Here is a 26,581-nt window from a genome sequence, read left to right on the forward strand (position 1 = left end):
GTCATAACCGCTTGGCGCGGCTATGGACAGACCAATTAGTGGAACAGGCGGAGCCTTGCCGGCGGCGTTCCCTGGCGTCCGTTTTTGCGATCCACCGCAAACTGGATGAGATCCATGGAGGCCTGATCGGTCAAAGGCTTTGCCATGACGCCGACAACGCCGGAAACTCCCGATGCGACGAGACCCGGATTGCCCGTGATCATGATGACGATGATGCCGAATTCGGCGAGCGTTTTTGCGATTTCAGGACCAGTCTCGCCATCTGCCAGCCTGACATCCACGAAAGCGATATCGGTCTCGCGGGTGTAGTTCAAGGCGACGGTCATGTCGGGTGCAATGCCCACGACGTCGTGCCCGCTGCGATGGACGGCATCCTCGATGTCCATCGCTACAAGCAAGCTGTCTTCGACAATCAGAAATCGGTATTCCACATCAAATTCCTCTGCGCGTGAAAAGAAAACATAGGCGGAAGCGCGAGAGAGGCAAGCCCTGCTCACATATCCGCCAATGCCTGTGACTATCCCACACCGTTACAGCCGGTCACGAAAGGTGACAACAGCTCCGGAACGACTTTGCTGTTTCTGCCGTTGTTGTGGCCGAACGAGTAAAAAAGGAGAACCACCATGAAGAAGCTCACATTTGCTTCCTGCATCATCCTCGCAGCTGCCTTTACCGGCCAGGCCGTGGCGCAGCAGGGTACTGTCACAGGCGCTGCTGGCGGCGCAGTCACCGGCGCGATCGTCGGCGGCCCGGTCGGCGCTGCAGTGGGTGGCGTTATCGGCGCAGTTGCCGGTACGGCGATTGACCCTCCGCCGCGCGAAGTTGTCACCTACGTCCAGGAACAGCCGCTGCCGACCACCGCCTACAGGGTCGAGCAGCCGATAGCCGTCGGCAAGCCTATCCCGAAGACAGTCGTCGTGACACCTGTGCCGAGCAATCCGAAATACGCGTACACGGTCGTCAACAACCAGCGCGTCATCGTCGATCCGGAAACCAACACCGTGGTTCAGGTGATCGAGCAGTAAGCTCGATCTCGACTTAGAAATGCAAATCAGGCCCGGCGAGCTTTCCTCGCCGGGCCTGATGCGTTCAGGGATATGATCAGACAATGACCTTCTGGTCGACCCGGTCTTCCTGGCCGAAGAATTTCAGATACCGCTCGACTTCCGACGGTTCGCCGGTCGCCTTTTGGGGATTGTCGGACAGCTTGACCGCGGGGCGTCCATTCGCTTCGGTCACTTTGCAAACGACCGAGATCGGCTTGAGGCCGGCGATTTCCTGCGGTGCGCAACCCGCAAAGTCGTTGGTGAGGTTGGTGCCCCAGCCGAAGCTCATGCGCACCCTTCCCTCGAAGTGGCGATAGGTGTCGACGATTGCTTCGACATCCAGACCGTCCGAGAAGATCAAAAGCTTTTCTCGCGGATCGCGGCCCATCTTGTTCCACCAGGCGATGATCTTCTCGCCGCCTTCGATCGGCGGCGCGCTGTCCGGCCGGAAGCCGGTCCAGTCGGCAACCCAGTCCGGCGCGTCGCGCAGGAAGGCGGCCGTGCCGAATGCATCGGGAAGCACGATCAGAAGGTTGCTGTGATAGAGCCGGTTCCAGTCTTTCAGCACCTGATAGGGTGCCTGGCGCAGGTCCTCGTCGGTCTCGGCCAATGCTGCGGCGACCATCGGAAGTTCGTGCGCATTGGTGCCGACAGCTTCCAGATCGGAATCCATCGCCAGAAGCACGTTGCTTGTTCCGGTGAAGGCGCCGCCGATGCCTTCCTTCAAGGCTTCCACACACCAGCGCTGCCACATGAAGCTGTGGCGGCGTCGGGTGCCAAAATCCGAGATCCGAAGACCCGGAAGCGTGCGCAGGCGCTCCACCTTCTCCCACATCTTGGCCTTGGCGCGGGCATAGAGCACATCGAGCGTGAAGTAGCCGAGCGAACGTATGGCCGAGCGGGATCGCATTTCGTTGACGATCGCCAATGCCGGGATTTCCCACATCGTCGTCTCCATCCACTTTCCGTGGAAGGTCAACTCATATTGGCCATTATGCTTGGAGAGCTCGTATTCCGGCAGCTTGAACGTCGAAAGCCAGATCAGGAATTCCGGCTCGAAGATCTGCTTCTTGCCGTAGAAGGTGTTACCGGCCAGCCAGATCATTTCCTTCTTGGAAAGACCGACGGTGCGGGCGTGGTCGAGCTGCTCACGCAGGGCGGCCTCGTCGATTTCCTCGGCGAGTTTGACGCTGGTGGTGCGGTTGATCACAGAGAACGTCGCGTTGACGTCCGGATAAAGTTTCCAGATCATCTGCAACATCAGCAGCTTGTAGAAATCGGTGTCGATCAGACTGCGTATGATCGGGTCCAGCTTCCAGGTGTGGTTGTAAACCCTGGTTGCGATATCAGTCTTCGTCATGCCTGCCCCTGCCCGGCCAGACGGCCGGCTCCACCACATTGGCGTCTCGCGAGAATTGCAAACCCTGCGCCAATCCCGCGCAAAGTCTTATCGGCAAATGACTTGGCAAGTCCAGACCGCAATTCGGCCGCCAGAGAGCGGCCGAACGAGACCTGCCAATCACGGATTTCCGGAAGGACGATCATTGGTGGTCGGTGCCTGCGGCTGCGTGACGGGTGCGTTGCTCGGTGCGGCTCCTGAAGAATTGCCGGGCGTCGTGCTGCCGGCTGGCGGCGTGGCAGTCTGCTCTGCCGGGGCATCTGTCGATTCGCCCCACCACTCGGCTCCGCTCCAGGCGACGACCGCTAGAACGAGACCGCAGACCAGAACGATCAGCATCGGCTTACCATAAGAGCCCTGGCGAGCGTCGGTCGCGGTTTCCTGCACCGGCGCGCCGTTCGGGTTGGGATTGGCGCCCTTCGGAGAGGTCGCTGAGGGTTTGTCGGCATCGAAACGCGTGTTCATGATCGCTCCTCCATTGCCGGCCTCATCGTCGTCAAGCCGGTCCATGCCAGCTAAACCGCGGGTTGGTGCGAATGGTTCCGTTTCGGCCCCGTTGGTTGGAACAGGGGCCTAGTAGCCGGCGGTGCGGTCCACCACGTGCTGCAATGGCTCACCCGCTTCGAACCGCTGCATCTGCGCTTCCGCATTGTGGAACAGCGCGCGGACATCCGATGCGGAGGCCGCATGCGGCGTTACGATGACGTTGTCCATGGCCCAGAAAAGGCTGTCCTTCGACAAGGGCTCCTGCTCGAAGACATCCAGCGAGGCGCCCCCCAGCACGCCAGTTCCAAGCGCCGACACAAGATCGGCCTCGACCTGGCTACCGCCGCGGCCGGCGTTGATGAAGACAGGTTTTCCGAGCGCGCCACCCTGGCGAAGTTTCGCAAACAGCAGCGCGTCGAACAGGCCGCGGGTCTCCGGCGTCAGCGGCAGGAGGCCGACGAGGATATCTGTGCGACCGAGAAAGGTATCCAGGCCAGCGGCATCGAAGGTCTCGACGCCTTCGATTTCTTTGGCACTGCGCGACCAGCCGATGACATTGAAGCCCATGATCTTGAGCTTGGCGACGGAATCGAGACCGAGCTTGCCGAGGCCCATGACGCCGACCGTCAGGTCCTTTGCCTCCGGCTGGGCCAACTCGCGCCACTCGCTGCGACGCTGCTGGGCAAGATAGGTCGGCATCTGGCGCAGATGGCTCAGCGCCTGCAGGACAACCCACTCGCTCATGCGTGTCGTCAGGCTCTGGTCGACGAAGCGGACGATCGGACGATCCGGCAGTCCGGGTGTCGCGAGAATGCCATCGACGCCGGCGCCGCCGGAGAAGAGCACGTCGAGGTTCGGCGCGCGTTGGAAGAGATCGACATCCGGCTTCCACATGACCGCGTAGCGCGCCTGGGACAGATCCGCCGACTTGTCCGATGCATGCATCACCGTGCGCCCGGGGAACGCGCCCTGAAGTGCCGCGTGCATTTCACGCTGCTCGAACTTGAGATCGATGACGACCGCAGCTTTATCGGACATGACGGCTTCCCGGATTTTGAGATTACTGATTGATGGCGCCGGCTTCGACGGCTTCCAGGTTGAAGGCGGCGGCCATCAGGGCGCGGGTATAATCCTCGCGGGGTGCCCGGAAGATCTGATCGGCCGGGCCCTCTTCGACCACCTTGCCGAGCCGCATGACGATGACGTGGTTGGCAAGCGCCTTTACCACCTTCAGGTCATGGCTGATGAAGAGATAGGCGAGGTTGTGCTTCTTCTGAAGGTCTCGCAGGAGATCAACGACCTGCGCCTGCACGGTCATGTCGAGCGCCGATGTGGGTTCGTCGAGCATGACGAAGCGTGGCTTCAGCACCATGGCGCGGGCAATCGCGATACGCTGCCGCTGGCCACCGGAGAATTCATGCGGGTAGCGCCAGCGCGTGGCCGGATCGAGCCCGACTTCACCGAGCGCCCAGACGACGCGAGCATCCCGCTCGTCGGCCGAAAGCTGGCTCTCGTGGACCTTGAGACCCTCGGCGATGATGTCGCCGACCGGCATGCGCGGGCTGAGTGAACCGAACGGATCCTGAAACACGACCTGCAACCGGTCGCGGAACGGTCGCATCTGTTTGAAGCTGTATTTTCCGATATCGTTGCCGATGAAGACGATGCGGCCTTCCGACGAAATCAGCCTTGCGAGCGCCAGGCCCAGCGTCGTCTTGCCGGAACCGGATTCGCCGACGACGCCTAGCGTTTCCCCGGCGCGCAGCGTCAGGTCGACACCATCGACCGCCTTGACGTGATCGACCACCCTGCGCATGAAACCGGCCTTGACCGGGAACCAGACACGGATGTCCTTGCCTTCCATAACCACAGGACTTGCCGGATCGACGACCGGCGGTTCGCCGCGCGGTTCGGATGCCAGGAGGTGCTGCGTATAAGGGTGCTGCGGCTTGGTAAAGACGTCCTCGACGCTGCCGGCCTCGACGATCTTGCCCTTGGTCATGACGCAGACGCGATCGGCGAATTTGCGCACGATGCCGAGATCATGGGTGATGAACAGCATCGACATGCCGTGCTCGCCCTTCAGCGCGCGCAACAGATCGAGGATCTGTGCCTGTACCGTGACGTCGAGGGCCGTGGTCGGTTCGTCGGCGATCAGCAGTTTCGGCCGGTTGGCAAGCGCCATGGCGATCATCACGCGCTGGCGCTGGCCGCCCGAAAGCTCATGCGGATAGGCCTGTAGGCGCTTTTCCGGATCGCGGATACCGACCTGGTTCAACAGTTCCAGCGTACGATCCCGCGCCGTCTGGCCGGAGACGCCATGATGCAGATCGAGGATCTCGCCGATCTGCTTCTCGATCGTGTGGAGCGGATTGAGCGAGGTCATCGGCTCTTGAAAGATCATCGTGATGTCGTTGCCGCGCACGCGGCGCAGGTCGGGTTCCGATGCCTGCAGGAGATCGCGGCCATCAAACAGGATCTCGCCGGAAGGATGGCTTGCCGCCGGATATGACAGGAGCTTGAGGATGGAATTGGCGGTTACCGACTTGCCGGATCCGGACTCGCCGACAAGCGCCAGAACCTCGCCGGGGTTTATGTCGAACGACACCTTATCGACGGCAAGCGTCGTTGCGCCGCCTTGGTGAAAGGCGACGGAGAGATCGCGAACGGAAAGAAGCGGTTCGGTCATGGTTTCACCCAAACGTCTTTCTCGGATCGAAGGCATCGCGCACCGCCTCGCCGATGAAGATCAGCAGCGACATCATGATCGACATCGTGAAGAAGGCCGTGAGGCCGAGCCATGGCGCCTGAAGGTTGTTCTTGCCCTGGGCGATCATTTCCCCCAGCGACGGCGAGCCGGCAGGCATGCCCAAGCCCAGAAAATCGAGCGAGGTCAATGTCGCGATGGAGCCCGACAGGATGAAGGGCAGGAAGGTCAGGGTTGCGACCATCGCATTCGGCAGAAGGTGCCGGTACATGATTGTGGCATTTCCGACGCCCAGCGCGCGGGCGGCCCGGACGTATTCGAAATTGCGGGCACGCAGGAATTCCGCACGCACGACGCCGACAAAGCCCACCCAGGAGAAGAGGAGCATGATGCCGAGCAGCACGAAGAAGCCCGGCGGCAGGATGGCGGCGATGATCAGCAGGATATAAAGGACCGGCATCGACGACCAGATTTCGATGAAGCGCTGCATCAGGAGATCGACCCAGCCGCCGAAATAGCCCTGGATGGCACCTGAGGTGACACCGATGACGGCCGAACAGATGGTGAGCGCCAGGCCGAACAGGACGGAGAGCCGGAAACCGTAAATCATCCGCGCCATCACGTCGCGCGCCTGGTCATCGGTACCGAGCCAGTTGAGGTTGCCGAGGCTGCAATTGGGATCCTGCGCTCCTTGCGGATAGGCCTTGCAGCGTTCATCTGCCGACATCAGCCAGAAGGGTTTTGTCGGTGCCGAGTGCGGGATCTGCGAATTCACCGTCTGATAGGAATAGCGGATCGGTGGCCAGATCATCCAGCCATTGGCCTCGATTTCCTGCTGGATGAAGTCGGAGCGATAATCCGTGGTGGCGAGGAAGCCGCCGAATTTCTCTTCCGGATAATCGATCATCACAGGATAGAGGATCTCGCCCTTGTAGGACGCAATGATCGGCCGGTCATTGGCGATCAACTCGGCGGACAGCGCCAGAACGAACAGGACCATGAAGATCCAGAAGGACCAGAAGCCGCGCTTGTTGGCACGGAAATTGGCCAGCCGTCGTCGATTGGTCGGCGACATCAGCGGGCGCTTTACGGGGATTGTCTCGGACGGTGTCACGGCAGGTGTCTGCATCACACGTCCCTCCGCTCGAAATCGATGCGCGGATCGATCCAGGTATAGACGAGGTCGGAGATCAGGCTGACGACAAGGCCCATCAGCGAGAAGATGTAGAGCGTGCCGAACACGATCGGATAATCGCGGTTGATGATGGAGAGGTAGCCGAGGCGGCCAAGCCCATCCAGCGAGAAGATGTTCTCAATGAGCAGCGAGCCAGTGAAGAAGGCCGAGATAAAGGCGCTCGGGAAACCGGCGATGACGATCAGCATGGCGTTGCGGAAGACGTGGCCATAGAGCACCTGCCGCTCGTTGAGACCCTTGGCGCGCGCGGTCGTGACATACTGTTTCTTGATCTCGTCGATAAAGGAATTCTTGGTCAGAAGCGTCGTCGTGGCAAAGGCCGATAGAGACAGCGCGATCAGCGGCAGCGTCAGATGCCAGAAATAGTCGATGATCTTCTGCCACCAGGTGAGCTGGTCGAAATTATCAGAGACGAGGCCGCGCAAGGGAAACCAGTCGAGGAACGATCCGCCCGCGAACATCACGATCAACAGGATGCCGAACAGGAAGCCCGGAACCGCATAGCCGACGATGACGATGCCCGACGTCCAGACATCGAAGGTCGAACCGTCCTTGACCGCCTTGCGGATGCCGAGCGGGATCGAGATCAGATAGGACACGATCAGGATCCAGAAACCGAGCGAGATCGATACCGGAAGCTTGTCGATGATCAGGTCGATCACGGACGTGTTGCGGAAGAAGCTTTCGCCGAAATCGAAGCGCGCGTAGTTCCACATCATGTCGAGGAAGCGGGTGAGCGGCGGCTTGTCGAAACCGAATTGCTGCTCGAGCTTCTTGATGAATTCCGGATCGAGCCCCTGAGCGCCGCGATAGCGCGATTCATCGCCACCGCCGCCCTGGCCCATCATATCGCCACCACCGGACAGGCGGTCGCCGCTATCCTGTCCCTGAACCTGCGCAATGATCTGCTCGACAGGCCCGCCGGGCGCGAACTGCACGACAAGGAAGGAGATTGCCATGATGCCGACCAGCGTCGGGATCATCAGCAGCAGGCGACGAAGAATATAGGCGCCCATCAGAGCACCCTGCTTTTCGGCTGTGGCCTCATATCGGACGAAACTCCGGACGCACGTCCGCTTCGCACGTCTGCTGGGACTGCTCTCGCATCACCGAAATCCGGCGCAGGGGTCAAACGGCAATCCTCATCGTAGGTGCGAATCAATCGGGTCATTTGGAACAGGTGCGCAGAAGCCACGCAAGCCCGTCAGTTTCTATGATCACTTCTTGGCCGCGGTCGACGACCATGTCGAGGGGAAGCCGATACCATATTCCGGCAGCTTTGCCGGATGGGTGATCCGGTTCCAGTAGGCGACCTTGGCTTCGCCGGAGTAGAAGAGCGGAACCACGTAACGTTTTGCCAGCAACACGCGATCCATCGCCTTGACCGCAGCCACCTGGTCGTCACGGTTCGGCGCGAAGACGATTTTCCTGATCAGGGTATCGACTGCCGGATCGGCGATGCCGGCAAAGTTCCGCGATCCATTGCGATCGACCGACTCCGATCCCCAGTAGTCCGCCTGTTCGTTGCCGGGGTTCATCGATTGTCCCCATACGTTCCAGATCATGTCATAATCGAAGCTGCGGGTTCGATTGATATACTGCGAGGAATCAACGGTGCGAAGCCGTGCCTCTACCCCGATCTTTTTCAGACTTGCGACAAAGGGATTGACGGTACGCTCCAGCGAGGCACTGCCGAGCAGGATTTCGAAACTCATCGGCTGGCCGGTCTTGGCATTGACCATCCGGTTGCCTTTCAACTCCCAGCCCGCCTCTTTGAACAGGCTGATTGCCTTGCGCAGATTGTCACGAACCTTGTTGGGGTCGCCACCGACAGGATTTGTAAACGGGGTGGTGAAGACCGATGGGGGAACCTGGTCCTTCACTTCGTTCAGGATCTCAAGCTCGCGTCCCTGCGGCAGGCCGGACGAAGCAAGTTCGGTTCCCCAGAAGAAACTGTCCACACGCTTGAGCCCGCCAAAGGCGAGGTTCTTGTTCAGATCTTCAAAATCAAGCGCGTAATTCAGCGCCTCGCGGACCCTCGCGTCCTTGAACATATCGCGTCGGCCATTCGGCACCAGCGCTTGCATGATGCCGCTTGCCCTGAATGGATTGGCGAGCGCTTCCTTTTTGATGCGCCCGTCCTTCACAGCATCGAAATCATAGCGGGTGACCCACCGGCTGGAGCTGTTTTCCTGCCGGTAATCGATCGTGCCGGCCCGGAATGCCTCGAACTCGACATCGGCATCGGAGAAGTATGTGTAGCTGACGGTCCTGAAATTGTTCTGGCCGAGGTTGATGGGCAGGTCTTTGGCCCAGTAGTCGTCGCGCAGTTCGAAGCGGATGGCGGATCCGGGCTGCACCGAGGCGATCTTGTAGGGCCCTGACGCCATCGTCGGCTCCAGAGTCGTGCGGGAAATGTCGCGCTGCTTGCCCGCCGCATCCTTGCCTTCCCACCAGTGTTTCGGGAGGATGGGAAAATCACCGACAATCGATGGTAGTTCGCGATTGTTTTCCTGGTCAAACCGGAAGGTCACTTCGCGGTCGCCGGTCTTCTCGACGCCTGCGACATGGCGATAATAGCCGGAATACATGGCACTCAATTCCTTGAGCTTTGCCATGCTGAAGATGACGTCCTCCGGCGTGACCGGCTGACCATCAGCCCATTTCGCTTCCGCGCGCAGCCTGAACGTAGCAGTCGACATGTTCTCCGGATAAGACACCGCTTCGGCCAGGAGACCATAGGTGCTGAAGACCTCGTCCTCGGACCGTTTCATCAGCGTGTCGTAAATCATACCGACACCGGCTGCGGAAGCTCCGCGGTCTATCGCCGGGTTGAGGTTGTCGAACGTCCCCTCATCCGCCAGACGCAGTTCGCCTGCCTTCGGAGCGTTGAGATCCACATAGGGCAGTTGCTTGAAATCTGGGGGCAGAGCAAGATCGCCGATGACGGCGATCCCATGCCGCCATCTGGTGCCTGCATCCTGTGCCGCAACGGATGTGCCAATGACCGCGACGGCTGCCACGGTTACAAAACCCATCTTCCACCAAGCCAAGCCCATGCAACATCCCTTTGTCATTCGTGTTGCAGTGAAGCATAGGCCAAATAACAGCAAAAGACAGGCAGCCGCTGTCACAAGCGATTTATCCGCGAAATCCGGCAGCGGATGCGATCTCCATTTCAACAAAATCGCATTCCACGGTAGAAGAAGGACTGATTTGATTTGCGGCGGATGTGCATGAGACCGATTTCTAAGACCATTCTGGGCCTGGCTGCTGCCGCTTTGTTTTGCGGCGCGATTTCCGAACCGACGTTCGCCCAGGAAGAAAAGACTGCAAAACAGCTGTTCGGATCCGTGAAACTGCCCAACCGAGGCGATGCCGAACCGTTGGGCTTTTATGCCAAGGGCTGCCAGTCCGGCGCCGTGGCCTTGCCGACGGACGGGCCGACCTGGCAGGCGATGCGCCTTTCGCGCAATCGCCGCTGGGGCAATCCGGCGATGATCTCCCTGCTGGAACAGTTCTCACGCGATGCGGCCGGTCTCGGCTGGGGTACGGGCATTCTGGTGGGTGACATCTCGATGCCGCGCGGCGGCCCGATGCCAAGCGGCCATGCCTCGCACCAGATCGGGCTCGATGCCGACATCTGGTTCACGCCGAAGCCGCAGCGGCCACTTTCGCCGGCGCAGCGCGAAGACATTCCGTTCACCTCGATGCTCGACAAGAGCAAGTTCCTCACGGTCGACAGCCGCCGCTGGAGCCCCACCCATGCCCGTCTGGTGATGCAGGCTGCCAGCTATCCGCAGGTGCAGCGCGTTTTCGTCAATCCGGCAATCAAGAAGAAGCTGTGCGAGACCTGGACCGGCGACCGGAGCCTGCTTGGCAAGGTGCGGCCGGTTTACGGCCATGACGAACACTTTCATATCCGCATGAACTGCCCGCCGGGCGCTGCCGGCTGCGAACGCCAGGCATCGACGCCTTCCACCGACGACTGCAACAGCAAGGCGCTCGCCTGGTGGTTTACCAAGGAGCCTTGGGCGCCGCCGAAGCCTGCGGATCCGAACAAGAAGCCGGTAAAGCCGCGCCAGGTCATGCTGTCCAACCTTCCCAAGGCCTGCGCTGCGGTTCTTAGCGCCCCCTCCCGCTCCGAGCAGGACGCGACTTTCCAAGGTGGTGGCCAGGGTGGCGGCGGGATGGCCTACTCGCCATCGGTACCGCTTCCTGCCGCGGCCAGCAGTCTGGATACGATGACGGACGGCGAGATGCCCGGCCCGGGCTCCGACGTTCCGCTGCCGAGCCCGCGCCCTTCCCGCTGACCGGGATTCCGTCGGGACCATCTTTTCTTCCCGCCGGAGGCAGGCTAGAAGGCCAGCATCAATCGCCAGCAATCCGATCTACGGCTTTGCAGAGGAATTCCATGTCGACGCTTCCCTGCATCGCGCTTATTGCCCACGACTTGAAGAAGGACGAGATGGCGGAATTTGCGCGCCGGCATCAGGCGGCACTATCCAAGTTTCGCATCGTCGCGACCGGTACGACCGGCGGCCGCGTGCTTGAAGCTGCTCCCAATCTCGATGTCACACGCCTGAAAAGCGGTCCGCTTGGCGGGGACCAGCAGATCGGCGCGATGATCGCAACCGGCGAGGTGGGCATGCTGATCTTCTTTATCGATCCTTTGAGCGCGCTTCCCCATGACGTCGACGTCAAGGCGCTGACGCGGCTTGCGACCGTCTACGATATCCCGATGGCGCTCAACCGCGCCACGGCCGAAAAGCTTGTTGATTTCCAGTAGGAGGAGAGAATTCGCCATGGCTGAAGTGCAACCGCACACATTCGCCTTCCCGATCCTGATCGGCGATATCGGCGGCACCAATGCCCGCTTCTCCATTCTCGTCGATGCAACGAGTGCGCCGGATCAGTTCCCGCATGTGCAGACGGCAGACTATGAAACGATCGACGATGCGATCGCCGATGTCGTTCTGAAGAACTCCGTGCACAAGCCACGCAGCGCGATCCTTGCGGTCGCCGGCCCGATCGACGGGGACGAGATCGACCTCACCAATTGCGACTGGATCGTGCGTCCGAAAAAGATGATCGGCGAACTTGGCTTCGATACGGTTCTCGTGCTCAACGATTTCGAGGCCCAGGCACTGGCCGTTGCCTCGCTGTCTGCAGCCGATCGCCAGCCGATCGGTCCGATCGCCGAAGCGACCGAGGCTTCGCGCGTCGTGCTGGGTCCCGGAACCGGTCTCGGCGTCGCAGGGCTCGTTCATGCCCGTAACACCTGGTTCCCAGTCCCCGGCGAAGGTGGGCATGTGGATATCGGTCCGCGTTCGAAGCGGGATTTCGAGATCTTCCCGCATCTGCGCCGCATCGACGGCCGGGTGTCGGCCGAAGAAATCATTTCCGGCCGCGGTCTTCTCAACATCTACAACGCCGTTTGTGCTGCCGATGGCATCGCTCCGAGCCTGGATGCTCCGCCCGAAGTGACCGAACAGGGACTTTCCGGCGAAAACCCGCAGGCGACGGAAACGATCGAGCTTTTCGTCCGCTATCTCGGTCGCCTTGCCGGTGACCTCGCGCTCATCTTCATGGCACGCGGCGGCGTCTTCCTCGGTGGCGGCATCTCGCCGCGGATCCTTGATGCATTGAAGAAGCCCGCGTTTCGTGAAGAGTTCGAAGACAAGGCGCCGCACAACGAGCTGATGAAGACCATTCCGACCTTCGTCGTCACGCATCCGCAGGCGGCCCTTGCCGGTCTCGCCAGCTTTGCGCGCTCGCCTGCGACCTACGGAATTGCGCTGGAAGGCCGTTGCTGGCAGCGGTAGTTGCGCCGGGCCGACGTGCCCGAATGCAACAGCGCGATGGAATCACCCGCGATTGGCTGGCAAAAGCCTGCCCAAGCGTTTAATAGCGCCTTCGGAAATATACTCCGGCATGACGCCGAAACGGGAACGCCCTATTGAACGCCGCAAAAGACAAGAAGCGCCACGTGGATTCCGTCACCATCGTGAGCGTGCTCAAGCGGGTGATCGCCGAGAATGGCCGGGATCACGTGCGATCCTACGCGTTTGCAATATCCTGCCTTGTCATGGTCGCCCTTTCGACAGCCTTCACGGCGTGGATCATGGAAAAGGTCGTCAACGAGGCGTTCGCCAACAAGCGGGCGGATATCGTCTGGCTGATCTGCGGATCGATCCTTGCCGCCTTCGTGCTGCGCGGCTTTGCCACCTACGGCCAGGCCGTGACGCTGTCGAAGATCGGCAACAATATCGTCGCCCGTTATCAACGCCGGATCTACTCGCACCTGATGTCGCTGTCGGTCGGCTTCTTTGCCGAAGCCCGATCCGCCCATCTTGCAGCCCAGATCAGCCAGAACATCAACGGCGTTCGTGACGTCCTCAACCTGACGGTCACCTCCACGGCGCGCGATCTCCTGACGCTGGTCGCGCTGATCGGGGTGATGGTGACGAAGGACTGGGTCCTGTCGCTCATCGTCTTTGCCGTCGCACCGCCGCTTCTTTATGCGCTGCGCTACGTTTCCAAGCGCCTTCGCGCCGCCACAAGAGAGGCTGTTGAACAGAACAGCCGCGTGCTTGGCGCCATGCAGGAAACCATCCAGGGCATCGCCGTGGTCAAGGCTTTCACGATGGAAGGCGAACTCGACAGCAAGGTGAGCCGCATCATCAAAGCGGCAGAAGGCCGCGCCAACCGTATCGCCCGTCTGTCGGAGCGCACGTCGCCGCTGACCGAAACCTTTGCCGGTTTTGCGATCTCCAGCGTGCTGGCCTATGCGGCGTTCCGCTCGATCTATGACAACGTACCTCCAGGCGCTTTCTTTGCCTTCGTCACCGCGCTGCTGATGGCCTATGACCCGGCACGACGGCTGGCCAAGCTGCAGGTGCAGCTCGACCGTGCCGTCGTCAACGCGCAGATGATTTATGCCCTTCTCGACATGCAGCCGGCACAGCGGGAAATGGCCGGTGCCAAGGACCTCGTCGTCGACAAGGCGCGCGTCGAACTGAACAACGTCGTGTTCTCCTACGGCAGTGGCAGCCCGATCCTGCGCGGTGTCGATCTTGTGGCCGAAGGTGGCCAGACGACGGCGCTTGTCGGTCCATCCGGCGCCGGAAAATCGACGATCATCAGCCTCATTCCCCGTTTCTACGACCCGGCGGAAGGCGCAATCCTGATCGACGGGCAAAACATTGCCGAGGTCACCAAGTCGTCGCTGCGCCATCAGCTCGCCTATGTCTCGCAGCAGCCCTACCTGTTTGAAGGCACCATCCGCGACAACATCCGCTACGGCCGGCCGGAAGCGACGGATGCAGAAGTCGAAGAGGCGGCAAGACTTGCATATGCCCATGAATTCATCCTGGCGCAGCCGCTCGGATATGAAACGCCTGTCGGCGAAAACGGCATGAGCCTGTCCGGCGGCCAGCGGCAGCGGCTTTCGATCGCCCGCGCACTGGTGCGAAATGCGCCGATCCTGCTGCTCGACGAAGCGACGTCTGCGCTCGACAACGAGTCTGAAGCCGCCGTTCAAAAGGCGCTCGATACCGCCATGCGCGGACGCACCGTGATTGTCATCGCGCATCGGCTTTCCACCGTCGTCAAGGCCGACAAGATCATCGTGATGCACGAGGGCCGGGTGATGGAAGAAGGCACGCATGAGGTTCTTGCGCAGCGCAAGGACGGGCTCTACGCTCGCCTCAACAACCTGCAACTGCCCGTCAGAGATCTTTCGTGAATTCGTCAGGAAACAATTAGCCCATGGCCGCAAACGACATGAAGCTTGTAGTGGTTGGTGCGGCAGGCCGGATGGGCCAGGCCCTGATCCGGATCATCCATGAGACCGACGGCGTCACGCTGCATGCCGCAATCGAACGGGAAGGCTCAGCCTTCGTCGGCAAGGATGCCGGTGATCTTGCCGGAACCGGGCCGCTTGGCGTCACCGTCACCACCGATCCCCTGAAAGCGTTTCTCGACGCCGATGGCGTTCTGGATTTCACGGCACCCGCAGCGAGCGTGACCTTCGCCGGGCTCGCCGCACAGGCGCGCATCGTGCATGTGATCGGCACGACCGGATGCGGAGCCGAGCACGAGGAAAAGTTCGAGGCCGCCGCCCGGCATGCACGGGTCGTCAAATCCGGCAATATGAGCCTCGGCGTCAACCTGCTCGGCGTTCTGACCAGGGATGCGGCAAAAGCGCTTCCGGCAGCCGGCTGGGATATCGAAATCGTCGAGATGCACCACAAGCACAAGGTGGATGCGCCATCCGGCACCGCGCTGCTGCTTGGCGAAGCGGCGGCTGCTGGTCGCGGCATCGATCTTGCCACGCAGTCGGTGCGGGTGCGCGACGGCCATACCGGCCCTCGCCCTGCCGGCACGATCGGCTTTGCGACGCTTCGCGGCGGCTCCGTTGTCGGCGATCATTCGGTCATCCTCGCCGGCGAAGGCGAGCTGGTGACGCTGTCGCACAGTGCCCGCGACCGCTCGATCTTTGCCCGCGGCGCGGTTGCTGCGGCCGTCTGGGCGCGCAACGAAAAGCCGGGTTTCTATTCCATGCTCGACGTACTCGGGCTTTCTTGACACTATCGGAGGAATTCAATTCATGAGCGGTACACTCGTCCTCGTTCGCCACGGCCAGAGCGACTGGAACCTGAAGAACCTTTTCACCGGCTGGAAGGATCCCGAGCTTACCCCGCTCGGCATTCAGGAAGCCGAGACCGGCGGCCAGGCGCTTGCTGACACCGGCATCAAGTTCGATATCGCCTTCACCTCCGATCTCAAGCGCGCGCAGGATACGCTGAAGATCGTGCTCGACAAGCTCGGCCAGACCGACCTTGAGACCATCCGCGACCAGGCCCTGAACGAGCGCGACTACGGCGATCTCTCCGGCCTCAACAAGGACGATGCGCGGGCGAAGTGGGGCGAAGAGCAGGTGCATATCTGGCGCCGTTCCTACGACATCCCGCCACCGGGCGGCGAGAGCCTGCGCGACACCGGTGCCCGGGTATGGCCCTATTACATGACCGAGATCCTGCCGCGCGTGCTGCGCGGCGAAAAGATTCTCGTTGCCGCCCATGGCAATTCGCTGCGCTCGCTGGTGATGGTTCTCGACCGTCTCAGCAAGGAAGAGATCCTCAAGCTCAACCTCGCGACCGGCGTGCCGATGGTCTACGTACTGAACGCGGATTCGACCGTCGCTTCCAAGAAGGTTCTGGGCGACATGTCCGCCGCGCATTAATACGCGCCAAGTCTTCAAGATCGCGCCGGCTCGTATGGACAATGCGGGCCGGCGTTTTCATTTGTCAGTTCTCGATCGTGAACTGCACCATGTCGGCCGGGAAACGGCTGATCGCATACTGCACGGGCACGCCTTCCGGATCGGCGTTCAGTGCGCGCGTTACCAGCATGATCGCACCCGGCGACAATTCCAGATCTGCAAGGTCGGCGCTTTCGGCGTGGACCGCCGTAACCTCGGTCGAGACGCGGAGATAGTCGGTCAGGCCGATTGCCGCGAAGGCTGCGGTTATGGAGCCGCTCTCGCGATAGGCCTCTGCGATCCCTGAAAAGCGATCGGCCGGGAACCAGGCGGTTGCCCGTGATACCGGACGGCGATCCGCTTTGCGCAGGGTTTCAAGCCGGATCACGGCAGCGCCGACCGCAAGCTGCAGGCGCGACGCCAGGTCCGGTGTCGCCGATTCCTCGGACGCCGCCAGCAGCAGACCTTCCTTTTCTTTCGCCTGATCACCGATGCCCTCGCTGAACCGGGTTCGCCTGGAAATCGGGAAGTTCAGCCGCTCCTTGCGCTCGATCAGCGTTCCCCGTCCCTGAACGGCCCGCACAATGCCCTCCTGCGCCAGCGCTGCCAGCGCGCTTCTCACCGTATGGCGGTTCACGCCGCACTCCGCCGCCAGCGAGATCTCCGGCGGCACCTTGCCGGTCGCATCGTAATCGCCGTTTGCGATCGCCGTGCGGATACGGTCGGCTATCTGCCGCCACAACGCGACGCCGCTCTGCCTCTGAACAATCACCCGATCAGTACCCCTGTCACACGCTTGTTATACGCCGCCTTTATTGGTACATGTAATTTGTATGGTTGTCTATATAAATAGACATTTAGGAGATGACCGATGGATCCTGCGGGAAATCACATGGCGCTGGCGGAACCGGAAAAGCGGCGCCGCTGCATCGAGCTTCTGGCGCAAACATCCTGCGACGAATTGAAGGCCGCATGGAACGGGCTGTCCGACAAGCCCACCGTCAAACCCGTGCGCGGACCGGAAACCGGTCTGGTGATGGTTCGCGGCCGGATCGGCGGCGGCGGCTCGCCCTTCAATCTCGGTGAAGCGACGGTGACCCGCGCAACCATCCTTCTTGCCTCCGGCACGGCCGGCCACGCCCAGGCGCTCGGCGCCGACAAGGGAAAGGCGAGGCTGTCTGCGATCTTCGATGCGCTGTGGCAGGAAGCAGAGACCCGCGACTTCGTCGAAACGGCGCTTCTTTCACCGACCGAAAGCCGCATCGCCGCTGAGGACAGACAGAAAGCGGAAGAGACCGCGGCGACCCGCGTCGACTTCTTCACAATGGTACGGGGAGACGATTGATGGCCGTTCATGCACAAGCCCTCGCCGGTGGGTTCGCCGATCCGGTTTTCCAATCCCAGACCATTTTCAAAACGCTGATGGACGGGATGGCGCGGCCCGGAACGATCTACGACGCCGCGCTTCAGGCCGGCCAGCCGGAACCGCTCGGCAATGCGGCCGGCGCGATTGCTCTGACCCTCTGCGATCACGATACCCCCGTCTGGCTGAGCGCCGGTCTTGCAAAGTCTGCCATGCCGGAATGGATCGGTTTCCATACGGGTGCACCGATCACCCGCGAAAAGGCGCAGAGCAGCTTCGCCTTTATCGAATCAGGCACGGCACCCTCTTCCTTCGGCCTGTTTGCCGCCGGCACCCAGGAATACCCTGACCGATCCACGACACTGATCCTCGAAGTCTCAGCTCTTGGCGACGGCGAACAACTGACCCTGACCGGACCGGGGATCCTCGGCACCAGGACGGTCGCCGTCGCGGGACTGCCGGATATGTTCGGGAGGCTCTGGGACGACAACAGGGCGCTCTTTCCCCGCGGAGTCGACGTCATTCTCACTGCCGGAGCGCAGTTCCTGTGCCTGCCGCGCACCACCCGGATTGCCGGCTGAGCCGAAGGAGATCAAACCCATGTATGTTGCAGTCAAGGGTGGCGAGGCCGCCATTACCAACGCTCACGCATTGCTTGCCGACCGACGTCGCGGCGACCGGTCGCTTCCAGCCCTCACGATCGAGCAGATCGCCGAACAGCTTGGCCTTGCCGTCGACCGGGTGATGGCGGAAGCCTCGCTTTATGATCGGTCACTGGCAGCGCTTGCGGTGCGCCAGTCGCGTGGCGATCTGATCGAGGCGATCTTTTTGCTTCGGGCTTACCGCACCACGCTGCCCCGCTTCGGTTCTTCCCTTCCGGTCGATACCGCGGCCATGAAGGTCGAGCGGCGCGTCTCGGCGACCTACAAGGATCTGCCGGGCGGCCAGTTGCTCGGTCCCACCTTCGACTACACCCATCGTCTTCTCGATCCCTCGCTTCTGACGGATGAGGTGATCGCCGATCCTGCACGCAAAGAGGCGTCCGGCGAGGAGATCATGCGTGTCTCCGACATTCTGGCGCATGAAGGGCTGATCGAGCCGGACGGCGACCTTCCCGATGACCATGCGGCGGGAGACCTGACGCGCGAGCCGCTGGAATTTCCGATGGGTCGTGACCTCCGGCTGCAGGCACTCGCCCGCGGCGACGAGGGCTTCCTGCTGGCGCTCGGCTACTCGACGCAGCGCGGCTATGGCCGGAACCACCCATTCGTCGGCGAAATCCGGATCGGCGAGGTGGAGGTGGAAATGGACATGCCGGAACTCGGCTTCCCGGTCTCCCTCGGTCGCATCCAGCTGACCGAGTGCCAGATGATCAACCAGTTCAAGGGCTCCTCCATAGCACCGCCGCAGTTTACCCGCGGCTACGGGCTCGTGTTCGGGCAGAGCGAGCGCAAGGCGATGTCGATGTCGCTGGTGGACCGCGCCCTTCGCGCCGAAGAGCTTGGCGAGGACATTACCGCGCCGGCGCAGGACGAGGAATTCGTCATTTCGCACTCCGACAACGTGCAGGCGACCGGCTTCGTCGAACACCTGAAACTGCCCCATTACGTCGACTTCCAGGCGGAGCTTGCCATGGTGCGCAAGATGCGCGCCGAGATTGAGGCCGCTCGCCACGGCGATACCGAGATGAAGGATGCTGCCGAATGAGTGCCGATCTCGCCACCTACAATTTCGCCTATCTAGACGAACAGACGAAACGGATGATCCGCCGGGCAATCCTGAAAGCGATCGCCATACCCGGCTATCAGGTACCGTTCGCGTCGCGCGAAATGCCGATGCCCTACGGCTGGGGTACCGGCGGCGTGCAGGTGACGGCCGCGATCATCGGTCCGGACGATGTGCTGAAGGTCATCGACCAGGGTGCCGACGACACGACCAATGCGGTCTCCATCCGCGCCTTCTTCCAGAAGGTCGCCAATGTCGCGGTCACCACCCATACGAAGGACGCGACCATCATCCAGACGCGCCATCGCATTCCCGAGCAGAAGCTGACCGAAGGCCAGGTGCTGGTCTACCAGGTGCCGATCCCGGAACCGCTGCGCTTCCTCGAGCCGCGCGAGACCGAGACCCGGAAAATGCATGCGCTCGAAGAATACGGACTGATGCATGTGAAGCTTTACGAGGACATTGCCCATAACGGCCGCATCTCCAAGACCTATGCCTATCCGGTCAAGGTCGACGGTCGGTATGTGATGGACCCCTCGCCGACCCCGAAATTCGACAATCCGAAAATGCACATGTCCGATGCGCTGCAGCTGTTCGGCGCCGGACGTGAAAAACGGATCTATGCGGTTCCGCCGCATACCGAAGTGGTCAGCCTGGATTTCGAGGACCACCCCTTCGAGATCCAGACATTCGAGCAGGATTGCGCACTCTGCGGCGCGCACGGCGTCTATCTCGACGAAGTGGTGCTCGACGATCAGGGCGGGCGAATGTTCGTCTGCTCGGACACGGACCATTGCGAAGACAGACGCGAACATGGCCATGTCGGCGAGATGCTCGCCCCCAACCAGGAGGCAGCGGAATGAGCGACAATCCTCTTCTCAAAGTCAGCGGCGTTTCGAAATTCTATGGCAGCCGGATTGGTTGCCAGGATGTCAGTTTCGAGCTGTGGCCGGGCGAAGTGCTGGCCATCGTCGGCGAATCCGGTTCCGGCAAGACGACGCTCCTCAATTGCCTGTCGACCCGGCTGATGCCGAGCGCCGGCAGTGTCGAATACCGGATGCGCGACGGCAACTTCCGCGATCTCTATCACATGAGCGAGGCCGAACGGCGGTTCCTGATGCGCACCGACTGGGGTCTCGTGCACCAGAACCCGGCGGATGGTTTGCGCATGACGGTATCGGCTGGCGCCAATGTCGGCGAACGGCTGATGGCAGTCGGTGACCGGCATTACGGCAAGATCCGCGAAACGGCGACCGACTGGCTGGGACGCGTGGAAATTTCCGCCGACCGCATCGACGACCAGCCGCGCGCCTTTTCCGGCGGCATGCGCCAGCGTCTGCAGATCGCCCGCAATCTCGTCACCGGTCCGCGCCTCGTGTTCATGGACGAACCGACCGGCGGCCTCGACGTCTCGGTGCAGGCAAGACTGCTCGACCTCGTGCGCGGGCTTGTCAACGATCTCGGTCTCTCGGCCATCGTCGTTACCCATGACCTCGCAGTCGCACGCCTTCTCTCGCACCGGATGATGGTGATGAAGGACGGTCATGTGATCGAACAAGGGCTCACCGACCGTGTCCTCGATGACCCGCGCGAGCCCTACACGCAGTTGCTCGTCTCCTCGATTCTCCAGGTATAGGACAGACCGATGGCCACTCCACTCGTCGTCTCGGAAGTCTCCAAAAGCTTCATCATGCACCTGCGCGACGGCATCAAGCTGCCGGTCGTCAACGACGTCAGCTTTTCCGTTGCCGGCGGCGAATGCGTCGTGCTCGGCGGCCCCTCGGGGATCGGCAAGAGCTCCATCCTGAAAATGCTCTACGGCAACTATGCCGTCGATGCGGGCCAGATCCTGGTGAATCACCGCGAGAAGATCGTCGATATCGCGGCAGCCGATCCGCGCACGATCATCGAGGTTCGCCGGCATACGATGGGTTACGTCAGCCAGTTCCTGCGCACCGTGCCGAGAGTCGCTGCCGTCGACGTGGTCGCAGAGCCGCTCGTTGCCCGCGGTATCGATGCCGCGGAAGCCAAGGACAGGGCGGTCGAACTGCTCGCCAGGCTCAACCTTCCGCGCGAACTCTGGTCGCTTCCGCCTGCCACCTTTTCCGGCGGCGAGCAGCAGCGCGTCAACATCGCCCGCGGCTTCATCACCAACCACCGCATTCTACTTCTCGACGAGCCGACCGCATCTCTCGATGCGACCAACCGGCGTGTGGTGATCGAGATGATCGCTGCCAAGAAAGCCGAAGGCGTTGCCATGCTCGGCATCTTCCATGACGAGGAAGTGCGCGAGGCCGTTGCGGACCGTATTCTCGATGTCAGCGCGTTTTCACCACGAAAGGCAGTTGCCGCATGAGTGCCAAGGTCGGTATCAACCCCGTCATCCACGCGACGGCGAGCGTCAGCAATTCGACGATCGGTCGCTATACGGAAATTTCCGAGCGCTGCCGCATCGACGAAGCAGAGATCGGCGACTACTCGTACATCATGCAGGACGGCTCCATCTGGTGCGCGACGATCGGCAAATTCGTCAACATGGCCGCTTCCGTGCGCATCAATGCGACGAACCATCCGACATGGCGCGCCACGCTGCATCACTTCACCTATCGTGCCGCCAACTACTGGGACGACGCGGAAGACGAGACGGACTTCTTCGAGTGGCGACGCGACAACCGGGTGACGATCGGCCATGACGTCTGGATCGGCCACGGTGCCACCTTGCTGCCGGGCGTGACGGTCGGCAACGGCGCGGTGATCGGCGCCGGAGCCGTGGTGTCAAAGGATGTCGCCCCCTACACGATCGTCGGCGGCGTGCCGGCCAAGCTGATCCGGGAGCGGTTCACGAGGGAGGTCGGCGACGGCATGGACCGGCTGGCGTGGTGGGACTGGGATCACCTCAAGCTGCGCACCGCACTCGACGATTTCCGGGCGCTTTCGGCTGAGGACTTTCTTGCCAAATATGCGGCTTAGCAAAGCATTCAAGCCGCGCAAAGATGTAACAAAACCTACATAAAACCGACATTCAGGGTTCATCAACCAAGTCTAATCCGATCCTCACCAGGCAATGGGACGGATTGAAAAACATGAAGTTTGAATTGAGGAATGTCACCCGACGTTTCGGCGATCATATCGCAGTCAACGCCGTCAGCGTGGAGATACCTCAAGGTCAGATGGTCGGCGTCATCGGTCGCTCCGGCGCCGGCAAATCGACGCTTCTGCGCATGATCAACCGCCTGCAGGAGCCGAGCTCCGGTTCCATCCGGTTTGGCGATCTCGAGGTTTCCGATCTCAAGGGCGCCGGGCTGCGCAACTGGCAGCGCGATTGCGCGATGATCTTCCAGCAGTTCAATCTCGTGCCGCGTCTCGACGTGATGACCAACGTGATGCTCGGCCGCTTGAACCACCGATCCACGATCAAGAGCCTTCTCAACATCTTCTCCGACGACGAGCGGATGGCTGCGATCGCAGCGCTTGAGCGTCTCGGTATCGAGCAGACTGCCATGCAGCGCGCCGGCACGCTTTCCGGTGGCCAGCAGCAGCGCGTGGCCATTGCCCGCGCCCTGATGCAGGCCCCAAAAATGCTTCTGGCCGATGAGCCAATCGCATCGCTCGACCCGCTCAACGCCAAGATCGTGATGGACGCGCTGCGCGACATCAACGAGCGCGAGGGCATTACCGTCATCACCAACCTGCACACGCTCGATACGGCGCGCGCCTATTGCGAGCGGATCATCGGGATGGCCGGCGGCCGCGTCGTCTTCGACGGCACGCCGTCGCAGCTGAACGCGCAGGCCGTCAGCGAGATCTACGGATCGGACCGCGACGGTGCCGGCATCGACGAGACGATGACCTCGACCAGCATCAACAATCCCGCGGCCCCTGCAGCTGCGGCCAAGCAATCGGCCGGAATAGGCAGCCTGGCAAGCGCCAGGGCCTGAGCCGCATCCAGATCGTCTGCCCACGTTAAGGGCGCGTTGCTTCACGACCCAACTCCGGATGATCCGGAAACAGGAGATCACCATGTTCAGAAAAACTATGCTTGCTGCCGCGACGCTCAGCCTGCTCGCCGGTTCCGCCCTTGCCCAGGACGTCAAGGTTCTGCGCATCGGTCTCGACGGCTCGGAAAACGAAGCCGACCAGATCCGCAACACCCAGTGCGTTGCCGATGGCCTGAAGGCTGCGACCGGCGTATCCGAAGTGAAGCTGTTCCCGTCGCCGAACTATAACGGCGTTATCCAGGGCCTGCTCGGCGGCACGATCGACATTGCTTCGATGGGTGCGGCTTCCTATGCCGCCATCGCGCTCAAGGACGACAAGGCTGTCGACCCGATCCTGACCTACACGGGTTCGGACGGCTCGAGCGGTTACTACTCGATCATGGTTGCCCGCAAGGACAGCGGCATCAAGACGCTGGCCGACCTGAAGGGCAAGAAGATCGGCTTCGCCGATCCAGATTCGACCTCGGGCTATCTCGTCCCGAACGTCGCGCTGCCGAAGGAAATCGGCATGCCGGTCAAGCAGTATTTCTCCGAAACCGGCTTCGGCGGCGGCCACGAGAACCTGGTTCTCGCAGTCCTCGACAAGAAGTTCGATGCCGGCACGACATTCGGTTCGGGCGTTGGCAAGTGGGAAGAAGGTTATAGCGGCGGCAACCTGCACCAGATGGTCGCCAAGGGTAACCTCGACATGGACGATATCGTCCAGGTCTGGAAGTCGCCGCTGATCCCGAACGGTCCGCTGATGGTTTCCAACAAGGTTCCGGCCGACATGAAGGCCAAGGTCAAGGCGTTCTTCATGGAACTGCCGAAGAAGAACCTCGCCTGCTTCCAGTCCTTCACCCAGGGCAAGAACAAGGATTACATCGAAGTTAATCCGGCCTTCTACCAGACGATCGTCGACGCCCGTAAGTCCGTTATCGGCGGCTGATCACCCTTCAAAAGACCTGGCGGCGGCATCTGCAGAAGGTGCCGCCGTTCTGCAACGAGAGACACGGGCATGGCGACGATCAGCAAACAGACATCCGGAAATCTCGGCGGAAATCTCGGCGGCGATACCGCTAGCAGACTAGGCCCGGCGGCATCGCTGATGATGCAGCATTACCGGCAGCAGCTGAGAACCCGCCGCGTCTATACCGCGATCACGATTGGCGTGTTTCTGGTCGTGCTGTTCGCCTCGCTGAAATTCGCCAATGACGCCAATGCGGGCAAGTTCTTCGAACGCCTGCCCTATATGTTCGATTTCATTCGCAGCTTCGTGCCTGACAGCCCGATGGAAATCATCCGGGCGATGTTCGACCTTCCCTCCCCCTACGCCGACGGCTCGCTGAAATACGATTACACGGCCGATCGCCACTATATTACCGACACGTTCTACATTCCGAATTTCTTCTACCAGCTGATCATCACCATCAATATCGCGCTGGTTTCGACGATCATCGGTTCCGCCATCGCCTTTGTGCTCTGCTTCTTCGCCTCCACCAATCTTGTCGGCGCCGGGCCTGTGCGTTTCGTCGTTCGCCGCATCATGGAAATCCTGCGGGCCTTTCCGGAAATCGTTATTGCCGGACTTCTGACGGCGATCCTTTCGATCGGGCCGATTGCGGCGATCATCGCGATTACCGTCCACACCATCGGCGCGCTCGGAAAGCTGTTCTTCGAGGTGGTCGAGAATTCCGACATGAAGCCGGATGAAGGTTTGCGGGCCGCCGGTGCGTCCTGGGTCGAGCGGGTGCGCTTCGCGATCGTTCCGCAGGTGCTGCCGAATTTCGTCTCCTACACGCTGCTGCGCGCCGAGGTAAACGTGCGCGCCTCGACCATTATCGGTGCGGTCGGTGGCGGCGGTATCGGCGAGGTGTTCCGGCTGGCGATCGGCCGCGATCACGCGGCCAAGACCTATGCCATCATCATTCTGCTGCTGGTCAGCGTCATTGCCATCGACCAGTTCTCGTCCTGGCTTCGCCGCCGGCTGATCGGTCAGCAGTCCTTTGAACTTGGCAGGGGAGCAGCCTGATGCCTTCAGTACCCGCCATCAATGCATCCGACAGAGAGCGCCTGCGCGAAACCTATCCGCAGGTGTTTCAACGGTCCTTCCTGCAGCGCTACGGACTGGTGATCGGCGCCGGACTGATCCTTGCCTATCTGGTTGCCTGCTTTTTCGCCTTCAATGTCGGTCCCGCCTTCAGGAACGGCCAGTGGGACCGAGCATCGCTCTATCTCCAGGACTGGTATTCCTGGCGCGCCCAGCCGCGCCTGCGGTTTCAGGACGACGGCACCGTCAAGCCGCAGTGGTCGAGCCGCGGGCAGTATGCCGAAGGCTCCGACATTTCCTGGCTGAAGCCGACCGAAGGCGGCGGTTACCGCGTGACCTATGGCAGTGATGCGGACCGTCTGGATGTGACGCCGGGCCGGGTCGATGTCTATCTGAACGGCACGGTCTATCCGGTCATGATCGACAGCAACGCAGCGACGGCGCCGGCCGACGCGCCCTCGGCACTCCGCCAAGACGGAGCCAAGGTGCTGGTCGATTACGGCTTTGCGGGTCAGGCGGAAATCCGCCCGGCACAAGTCTATGTGCAGCGTCGCTTCCTTGGTTGGGCAAACTTCCTGTTCGACACCAAGTCGGCATTCTGGGGCAAGAGCTGGGGCGAGCTTGCACACCTTGCAACGATCGGCGAGCGGCTGGATCCGGAACGCTCGAACATCGGCCACATGCGCGACGACTTCCTTGGCAATAATGTCTGGCAGCATGCGGACATTCTGTCGAAACTGCTTCAGACGCTGGTCATGGCCTTTGTCGGCACGCTGCTCGGGACGCTGTTCGCCTTCCCGCTCGCCTTCATCGCGGCGCGCAACATTACCCGCAACCGGGCCGCCAACTGGGGCATGAAGCGGTTGTTCGACTTCCTGCGCTCCGTCGACATGCTGATCTGGGCGTTGTTCTTCACCCGCTCCTTCGGCCCCGGACCTATCCCCGGCATCGCGGCGATCTTCTTCACGGATGCCGGTGCGCTCGGCAAGGTCTATTCGGAAGCGGTCGAGAATGTCGACGACAAGCAGCGTGAGGGTGTGAAATCGGTGGGTGCGCCCTCCGTCATCGTCAACCGCTTCGGCGTCGTGCCGCAGGTGCTGCCGGTGTTCATATCCCAGTCGCTGTATTTCTGGGAATCGAACACCCGTTCGGCGACTGTTATCGGCGCCGTCGGTGCGGGCGGCATCGGTCTCAAGCTGCTTGAAGCGATGGGCACCAATGCGGACTGGGACAAGGTTGCCTACATGGTTCTCTTGATCCTGATGGTGGTCTTCCTGTTCGACAATGTGTCCAACGCGATCCGGTCGCGGTTGATTGGCGGTCCGACACACTAAAAGGTTTGCCGCATCATCATTCTGTCACGGAAAT

The 26,581-nt window shown here is 61.3% G+C and carries 27 protein-coding genes; 18 read left to right on the top strand and 9 right to left on the bottom strand.

Going from position 1 to position 26,581, the window contains the following annotated elements; translation table 11 throughout:
* Positions 1-35 precede the first annotated feature (35 nt).
* A complete protein-coding gene (locus ACQY1L_RS14040) occupies positions 36-431 on the bottom strand; it encodes a response regulator (protein WP_062454141.1) in 396 nt (131 codons plus the stop codon).
* 192 nt (positions 432-623) lie between these two features.
* Here ACQY1L_RS14040 and ACQY1L_RS14045 point away from each other — a divergent pair, with 192 nt between their 5' ends.
* Positions 624-1,025 carry a DUF1236 domain-containing protein gene (locus ACQY1L_RS14045; protein ID WP_430241318.1) on the top strand — a complete coding sequence of 134 codons (402 nt, stop codon included), beginning with the start codon at positions 624-626 and terminating at the stop codon, positions 1,023-1,025.
* A 76-nt stretch (positions 1,026-1,101) separates the two neighbouring features.
* Here the strand turns inward: ACQY1L_RS14045 and pncB are convergent, their stop codons facing one another.
* The 7 genes from pncB to ACQY1L_RS14080 all read right to left on the bottom strand — a co-directional run bounded on the left by pncB (position 1,102) and on the right by ACQY1L_RS14080 (position 9,892).
* Positions 1,102-2,406 carry a nicotinate phosphoribosyltransferase gene (pncB, locus tag ACQY1L_RS14050; RefSeq protein ID WP_430241320.1) on the bottom strand — a complete coding sequence of 435 codons (1,305 nt, stop codon included), beginning with the start codon at positions 2,404-2,406 and terminating at the stop codon, positions 1,102-1,104.
* A gap of 159 nt (positions 2,407-2,565) precedes the next feature.
* Complete coding sequence (locus ACQY1L_RS14055; RefSeq protein ID WP_430241322.1) at positions 2,566-2,910, bottom strand: hypothetical protein; 345 nt, start codon at positions 2,908-2,910, stop codon at positions 2,566-2,568.
* Between the two features lie 108 nt (positions 2,911-3,018).
* A complete protein-coding gene (locus tag ACQY1L_RS14060) occupies positions 3,019-3,969 on the bottom strand; it encodes a 2-hydroxyacid dehydrogenase (protein WP_430241324.1) in 951 nt (316 codons plus the stop codon).
* Positions 3,970-3,991: 22 nt separating this feature from the next.
* Entirely contained in the window at positions 3,992-5,620 is a 1,629-nt protein-coding gene (locus ACQY1L_RS14065; RefSeq protein WP_430261872.1) for an ABC transporter ATP-binding protein, read from the bottom strand.
* Between the two features lie 4 nt (positions 5,621-5,624).
* Positions 5,625-6,767, bottom strand: a complete 1,143-nt coding sequence (locus ACQY1L_RS14070; protein ID WP_430241328.1) for an ABC transporter permease — start codon at positions 6,765-6,767, stop codon at positions 5,625-5,627.
* On the bottom strand, positions 6,767-7,849 hold the full coding sequence (locus tag ACQY1L_RS14075; protein WP_113166896.1) for a microcin C ABC transporter permease YejB: 1,083 nt from the start codon (positions 7,847-7,849) through the stop codon (positions 6,767-6,769). Before ACQY1L_RS14075 ends, ACQY1L_RS14070 begins: the two co-directional genes overlap by 1 nt.
* Positions 7,850-8,050: 201 nt before the next feature.
* A complete protein-coding gene (locus ACQY1L_RS14080; protein ID WP_430241330.1) occupies positions 8,051-9,892 on the bottom strand; it encodes an extracellular solute-binding protein in 1,842 nt (613 codons plus the stop codon).
* A gap of 177 nt (positions 9,893-10,069) precedes the next feature.
* Here ACQY1L_RS14080 and mepA point away from each other — a divergent pair, with 177 nt between their 5' ends.
* From mepA to ACQY1L_RS14110, 6 genes are all read left to right on the top strand, one after another.
* Positions 10,070-11,146 (top strand): penicillin-insensitive murein endopeptidase, encoded by a 1,077-nt coding sequence (gene mepA / locus ACQY1L_RS14085; protein WP_192078061.1) that lies wholly within the window; start codon positions 10,070-10,072, stop codon positions 11,144-11,146.
* 101 nt (positions 11,147-11,247) lie between these two features.
* Positions 11,248-11,622, top strand: a complete 375-nt coding sequence (locus tag ACQY1L_RS14090) for a methylglyoxal synthase (RefSeq protein WP_062454150.1) — start codon at positions 11,248-11,250, stop codon at positions 11,620-11,622.
* A 16-nt stretch (positions 11,623-11,638) separates the two neighbouring features.
* Positions 11,639-12,658, top strand: a complete 1,020-nt coding sequence (locus ACQY1L_RS14095; RefSeq protein WP_430241333.1) for a glucokinase — start codon at positions 11,639-11,641, stop codon at positions 12,656-12,658.
* 134 nt (positions 12,659-12,792) lie between these two features.
* A complete protein-coding gene (locus ACQY1L_RS14100; RefSeq protein ID WP_430241335.1) occupies positions 12,793-14,580 on the top strand; it encodes an ABC transporter ATP-binding protein in 1,788 nt (595 codons plus the stop codon).
* A 23-nt stretch (positions 14,581-14,603) separates the two neighbouring features.
* Entirely contained in the window at positions 14,604-15,422 is an 819-nt protein-coding gene (gene dapB, locus ACQY1L_RS14105; protein ID WP_430241337.1) for a 4-hydroxy-tetrahydrodipicolinate reductase, read from the top strand.
* Positions 15,423-15,444: 22 nt separating this feature from the next.
* Positions 15,445-16,080 carry a 2,3-bisphosphoglycerate-dependent phosphoglycerate mutase gene (locus ACQY1L_RS14110; RefSeq protein WP_430241339.1) on the top strand — a complete coding sequence of 212 codons (636 nt, stop codon included), beginning with the start codon at positions 15,445-15,447 and terminating at the stop codon, positions 16,078-16,080.
* Between the two features lie 64 nt (positions 16,081-16,144).
* Here ACQY1L_RS14110 and phnF read toward each other — a convergent pair whose 3' ends face one another.
* Positions 16,145-16,870: a phosphonate metabolism transcriptional regulator PhnF gene (gene phnF / locus ACQY1L_RS14115; protein WP_430241341.1), complete on the bottom strand. Its 726-nt coding sequence runs from the start codon at positions 16,868-16,870 to the stop codon at positions 16,145-16,147.
* A gap of 120 nt (positions 16,871-16,990) precedes the next feature.
* On the opposite strand from phnF, the gene phnG reads away from it, so the two are divergent.
* From phnG to phnE (ACQY1L_RS14170), 11 genes are all read left to right on the top strand, one after another.
* A complete protein-coding gene (gene phnG, locus ACQY1L_RS14120; RefSeq protein ID WP_430243975.1) occupies positions 16,991-17,443 on the top strand; it encodes a phosphonate C-P lyase system protein PhnG in 453 nt (150 codons plus the stop codon).
* Positions 17,443-18,042, top strand: coding sequence for a phosphonate C-P lyase system protein PhnH (phnH, locus tag ACQY1L_RS14125; protein WP_430241343.1), 600 nt, complete (start codon positions 17,443-17,445; stop codon positions 18,040-18,042). The genes phnG and phnH overlap by 1 nt, the downstream gene beginning before the upstream one ends.
* Positions 18,043-18,061: 19 nt before the next feature.
* A complete protein-coding gene (locus ACQY1L_RS14130; RefSeq protein WP_430241344.1) occupies positions 18,062-19,168 on the top strand; it encodes a carbon-phosphorus lyase complex subunit PhnI in 1,107 nt (368 codons plus the stop codon).
* Entirely contained in the window at positions 19,165-20,049 is an 885-nt protein-coding gene (locus tag ACQY1L_RS14135; RefSeq protein ID WP_092663942.1) for an alpha-D-ribose 1-methylphosphonate 5-phosphate C-P-lyase PhnJ, read from the top strand. Before ACQY1L_RS14130 ends, ACQY1L_RS14135 begins: the two co-directional genes overlap by 4 nt.
* Positions 20,046-20,822, top strand: a complete 777-nt coding sequence (gene phnK, locus ACQY1L_RS14140) for a phosphonate C-P lyase system protein PhnK (RefSeq protein WP_430241346.1) — start codon at positions 20,046-20,048, stop codon at positions 20,820-20,822. The genes ACQY1L_RS14135 and phnK overlap by 4 nt, the downstream gene beginning before the upstream one ends.
* 9 nt (positions 20,823-20,831) lie before the next feature.
* Positions 20,832-21,542 carry a phosphonate C-P lyase system protein PhnL gene (phnL, locus tag ACQY1L_RS14145; protein WP_113166884.1) on the top strand — a complete coding sequence of 237 codons (711 nt, stop codon included), beginning with the start codon at positions 20,832-20,834 and terminating at the stop codon, positions 21,540-21,542.
* Positions 21,539-22,156, top strand: coding sequence for a DapH/DapD/GlmU-related protein (locus tag ACQY1L_RS14150; protein WP_192078054.1), 618 nt, complete (start codon positions 21,539-21,541; stop codon positions 22,154-22,156). The genes phnL and ACQY1L_RS14150 overlap by 4 nt, the downstream gene beginning before the upstream one ends.
* A gap of 113 nt (positions 22,157-22,269) precedes the next feature.
* Positions 22,270-23,124, top strand: coding sequence for a phosphonate ABC transporter ATP-binding protein (gene phnC / locus ACQY1L_RS14155; RefSeq protein ID WP_430241349.1), 855 nt, complete (start codon positions 22,270-22,272; stop codon positions 23,122-23,124).
* Positions 23,125-23,206: 82 nt separating this feature from the next.
* Positions 23,207-24,112, top strand: a complete 906-nt coding sequence (gene phnD, locus ACQY1L_RS14160; RefSeq protein WP_062454164.1) for a phosphonate ABC transporter substrate-binding protein — start codon at positions 23,207-23,209, stop codon at positions 24,110-24,112.
* Between the two features lie 162 nt (positions 24,113-24,274).
* Positions 24,275-25,195 (top strand): phosphonate ABC transporter, permease protein PhnE, encoded by a 921-nt coding sequence (gene phnE / locus ACQY1L_RS14165; RefSeq protein WP_430243977.1) that lies wholly within the window; start codon positions 24,275-24,277, stop codon positions 25,193-25,195.
* Complete coding sequence (phnE, locus tag ACQY1L_RS14170) at positions 25,195-26,547, top strand: phosphonate ABC transporter, permease protein PhnE (RefSeq protein ID WP_430241351.1); 1,353 nt, start codon at positions 25,195-25,197, stop codon at positions 26,545-26,547. Before phnE (ACQY1L_RS14165) ends, phnE (ACQY1L_RS14170) begins: the two co-directional genes overlap by 1 nt.
* Positions 26,548-26,581 lie beyond the last annotated feature (34 nt).

This window comes from Neorhizobium sp. DAR64862/K0K3, assembly GCF_050500185.1.
Taxonomy (GTDB): domain Bacteria; phylum Pseudomonadota; class Alphaproteobacteria; order Rhizobiales; family Rhizobiaceae; genus Neorhizobium; species Neorhizobium soli.

Excerpts from the sequence above, each read along its gene's own strand:
- ACQY1L_RS14045 (WP_430241318.1), top strand. The coding sequence starts at position 624 with ATGAAGAAGCTCACATTTGCTTCCTGCATCATCCTCGCAGCTGCCTTT.
- pncB (WP_430241320.1), bottom strand. The coding sequence starts at position 2,406 with ATGACGAAGACTGATATCGCAACCAGGGTTTACAACCACACCTGGAAG.
- ACQY1L_RS14055 (WP_430241322.1), bottom strand. The coding sequence starts at position 2,910 with ATGAACACGCGTTTCGATGCCGACAAACCCTCAGCGACCTCTCCGAAG.
- ACQY1L_RS14060 (WP_430241324.1), bottom strand. The coding sequence starts at position 3,969 with ATGTCCGATAAAGCTGCGGTCGTCATCGATCTCAAGTTCGAGCAGCGT.
- ACQY1L_RS14065 (WP_430261872.1), bottom strand. The coding sequence starts at position 5,620 with ATGACCGAACCGCTTCTTTCCGTTCGCGATCTCTCCGTCGCCTTTCAC.
- ACQY1L_RS14070 (WP_430241328.1), bottom strand. The coding sequence starts at position 6,767 with ATGCAGACACCTGCCGTGACACCGTCCGAGACAATCCCCGTAAAGCGC.
- ACQY1L_RS14075 (WP_113166896.1), bottom strand. The coding sequence starts at position 7,849 with ATGGGCGCCTATATTCTTCGTCGCCTGCTGCTGATGATCCCGACGCTG.
- ACQY1L_RS14080 (WP_430241330.1), bottom strand. The coding sequence starts at position 9,892 with ATGGGCTTGGCTTGGTGGAAGATGGGTTTTGTAACCGTGGCAGCCGTC.
- mepA (WP_192078061.1), top strand. The coding sequence starts at position 10,070 with ATGAGACCGATTTCTAAGACCATTCTGGGCCTGGCTGCTGCCGCTTTG.
- ACQY1L_RS14090 (WP_062454150.1), top strand. The coding sequence starts at position 11,248 with ATGTCGACGCTTCCCTGCATCGCGCTTATTGCCCACGACTTGAAGAAG.
- ACQY1L_RS14095 (WP_430241333.1), top strand. The coding sequence starts at position 11,639 with ATGGCTGAAGTGCAACCGCACACATTCGCCTTCCCGATCCTGATCGGC.
- dapB (WP_430241337.1), top strand. The coding sequence starts at position 14,604 with ATGGCCGCAAACGACATGAAGCTTGTAGTGGTTGGTGCGGCAGGCCGG.
- ACQY1L_RS14110 (WP_430241339.1), top strand. The coding sequence starts at position 15,445 with ATGAGCGGTACACTCGTCCTCGTTCGCCACGGCCAGAGCGACTGGAAC.
- phnG (WP_430243975.1), top strand. The coding sequence starts at position 16,991 with ATGGCGCTGGCGGAACCGGAAAAGCGGCGCCGCTGCATCGAGCTTCTG.
- phnH (WP_430241343.1), top strand. The coding sequence starts at position 17,443 with ATGGCCGTTCATGCACAAGCCCTCGCCGGTGGGTTCGCCGATCCGGTT.
- ACQY1L_RS14130 (WP_430241344.1), top strand. The coding sequence starts at position 18,062 with ATGTATGTTGCAGTCAAGGGTGGCGAGGCCGCCATTACCAACGCTCAC.
- ACQY1L_RS14135 (WP_092663942.1), top strand. The coding sequence starts at position 19,165 with ATGAGTGCCGATCTCGCCACCTACAATTTCGCCTATCTAGACGAACAG.
- phnK (WP_430241346.1), top strand. The coding sequence starts at position 20,046 with ATGAGCGACAATCCTCTTCTCAAAGTCAGCGGCGTTTCGAAATTCTAT.
- phnL (WP_113166884.1), top strand. The coding sequence starts at position 20,832 with ATGGCCACTCCACTCGTCGTCTCGGAAGTCTCCAAAAGCTTCATCATG.
- ACQY1L_RS14150 (WP_192078054.1), top strand. The coding sequence starts at position 21,539 with ATGAGTGCCAAGGTCGGTATCAACCCCGTCATCCACGCGACGGCGAGC.
- phnC (WP_430241349.1), top strand. The coding sequence starts at position 22,270 with ATGAAGTTTGAATTGAGGAATGTCACCCGACGTTTCGGCGATCATATC.
- phnD (WP_062454164.1), top strand. The coding sequence starts at position 23,207 with ATGTTCAGAAAAACTATGCTTGCTGCCGCGACGCTCAGCCTGCTCGCC.
- phnE (WP_430243977.1), top strand. The coding sequence starts at position 24,275 with ATGCAGCATTACCGGCAGCAGCTGAGAACCCGCCGCGTCTATACCGCG.
- phnE (WP_430241351.1), top strand. The coding sequence starts at position 25,195 with ATGCCTTCAGTACCCGCCATCAATGCATCCGACAGAGAGCGCCTGCGC.